Annotated in this window: 2 protein-coding genes; both read right to left on the minus strand. The window is 46.2% G+C overall.

Annotated elements, in window-relative coordinates; all coding sequences use genetic code 11:
- Positions 1–113: 113 nt before the first annotated feature.
- Positions 114–1,586 (minus strand): group II intron reverse transcriptase/maturase, encoded by a 1,473-nt coding sequence (gene ltrA / locus ACWU4D_RS19560; RefSeq protein ID WP_456053122.1) that lies wholly within the window; start codon positions 1,584–1,586, stop codon positions 114–116.
- Positions 1,587–1,775: 189 nt separating this feature from the next.
- On the minus strand, positions 1,776–1,964 hold the full coding sequence (locus tag ACWU4D_RS19565; RefSeq protein WP_456053121.1) for a hypothetical protein: 189 nt from the start codon (positions 1,962–1,964) through the stop codon (positions 1,776–1,778).
- Positions 1,965–2,169: the final 205 nt, after the last annotated feature.

The following is a 2,169-nucleotide window of genomic DNA, read 5'->3' on the forward strand; positions in this document are numbered from 1 at the left end:
TGGTCGAGTAGACGACACTTGTTACCAAGTGCCGCCCCTCTAAGAACCGTACGTGCAACTTTCACTGCATACGGCTCAAGCCTCCACTAAGGCATCAAATGATACCCAGCAACTTATAAAGCAGTCGGGACAGGCTCTTTCCAAGAGTTACGGACTAGCCTTTTTGATTTTCTCTTTGCCAAGTAGTCTTGGTATTGAGGGTCAAAAGGGGTTGCTGCATTCCTGATTTTCACATGTCGCTCGATAGGCACTTTCGCTATTTGGAACAGATTGAAGTGACAGTCCATGTTCATGATTTTCTGCCAACCGTGAAATTGCCATTGGCCTTTACGATTGAGAAAGTACTTATGAACAACCCAGTCTTTCGACTTGGTTGGATGCCGCCTAACTGCCCAGTGCCATAACGCTTGGAATAGTTTGTGGCCGACATACCCGAATACTTGTTTAGCAACACAGTGGCGATAGTAGTTCGCCCACCCTCTGAGTTTCGGGTTTATCAACTTGATAAGATCGTTAACAGGGATGGTTGCGTGCTTTTTAATGAGTTCACGTAGGTTTCTCAAGAATAACAGCGTGTTGGATTTGCTCGGTTTGATGAGCAATTTCCCTTTGTGCTTCCTATGGTTGAAGCCCAGAAAGTCAAAGCCGTCGTCAATATGAGTGATCTTCGTTTTCTCTTCGGAGAGGGTTAACCCTCTTTCAGCCAGAAAGTCAGCAATCAACGGTTTGATATCGTTCACTAGCACTTCCTTTGAAGAGCAGGTGACCACGAAATCGTCTGCATAACCGATAAAGTTGGCTCTAGCACCCTTACTCAGAGCTGTAGATTTAATTTGCTGCTCTATTCCCGCGAGAGTCATTAGCATCAAGGTTGGAGAAATTATTCCACCTTGAGGTGTACCCTCATCCGTATCATAGAACAGCCTTTTATCCACATAGCCAGATTTCAGCCATTGCTCTAACATACGTTTATCTACCGTGATATTGTCCATCAGCCATTGATGCCCGATTTTGTCGAAGCAAGCCTTAATATCACCCTCAAGAACCCATTTCGCTGATTGTTTTAGAGCCAAACATTTGAAGCACTGACTGACCGCGTCAGCCGTGCTGCGATTTGGCCTAAATCCATAGCTATTGAGGTCGGCAAGCGATTCAGACACTGGCACTAATGCGAGAAGGTGGAGCGCTTGTTGCGCTCTATCAATCATGCAGGGAATGCCTAGTGGCCTGAGCTTACCGTTCTTTTTGGGAATGTAGATTCGTTTGAGTGGTTTTGCTGTGTACGCCTTGCGGCTGAGTTGATTGACTGCTTTCATACGGCGTGTATCTGTGTTCCAGATGACACCGTCTATTCCAGGCGTTTTACTGCCTTTATTCTGAGAGACTCGCTTAACCGCAAGTAGCTTGGCTGAGCGAGAATGAGTCAAGAGCCACTGTAAGGATTTCACCTTACCGTGCTTCTTTTCTCTCGTTGCTTTTGCGATACGCATTTGAAGCTTCAATACGCGTGCTTCAACAGATTTCCAGTCAATAGACTGCCATTGAGCACCGTCAGAAGATGCACTAATCTCTTTCGAGATCATCATTTGCTTTTCTCCTTGAATAAAGTTCTTCAAATTCTCTCGCAATGGGAGACCAGTCGGAAGTGGGCTCACCTTCGTGATCAGACATAAGTCTGTATCTGCATCATTACAATGCAGCTTTCGCTTTTTCCGACCTCCTTTACCTGCATTACTATCGGCCACATAGGCTTTCCCAGAGGGAGTGATACAGGCTTACCCTGTTCCGTATGTTACGTAAAATGTCAGGTTAGATGCCCACTCTAGTGCGGAGAGCATAACGATCACGAAAGGGCACTGCCCAATCCCTTTCCATCTCTCATTGCCTTTTGGCCACAGCGCATTAACCACTTCCGCTGTTTCATCATATGACGCACCTTGAATGGATTCACATACGTTCATCATACTGACTACCTAGCACTTACCCGAATTGTGGTTTTCAGGAGGAACGTCCTCTCACGATTCTTTTCCCACTCAGCCCAAACAGCCAAGTTTCGTTACATTGTCCGAGCCGCTGCTTTATTCAGGCTCGTAGATTCATCTGGTGATACAGATGGTTCACTCATAAAGCGGTGAACAACGCTTCATACGACTTCAGGTCGCACGGGCA

Source organism: Vibrio phycocola, from assembly GCF_053850235.1.

Bases quoted from the DNA above. Each gene is read 5' to 3' on its own strand.
- ltrA (WP_456053122.1), bottom strand. From the start codon at position 1,586: ATGATGATCTCGAAAGAGATTAGTGCATCTTCTGACGGTGCTCAATGG.
- ACWU4D_RS19565 (WP_456053121.1), bottom strand. From the start codon at position 1,964: ATGATGAACGTATGTGAATCCATTCAAGGTGCGTCATATGATGAAACA.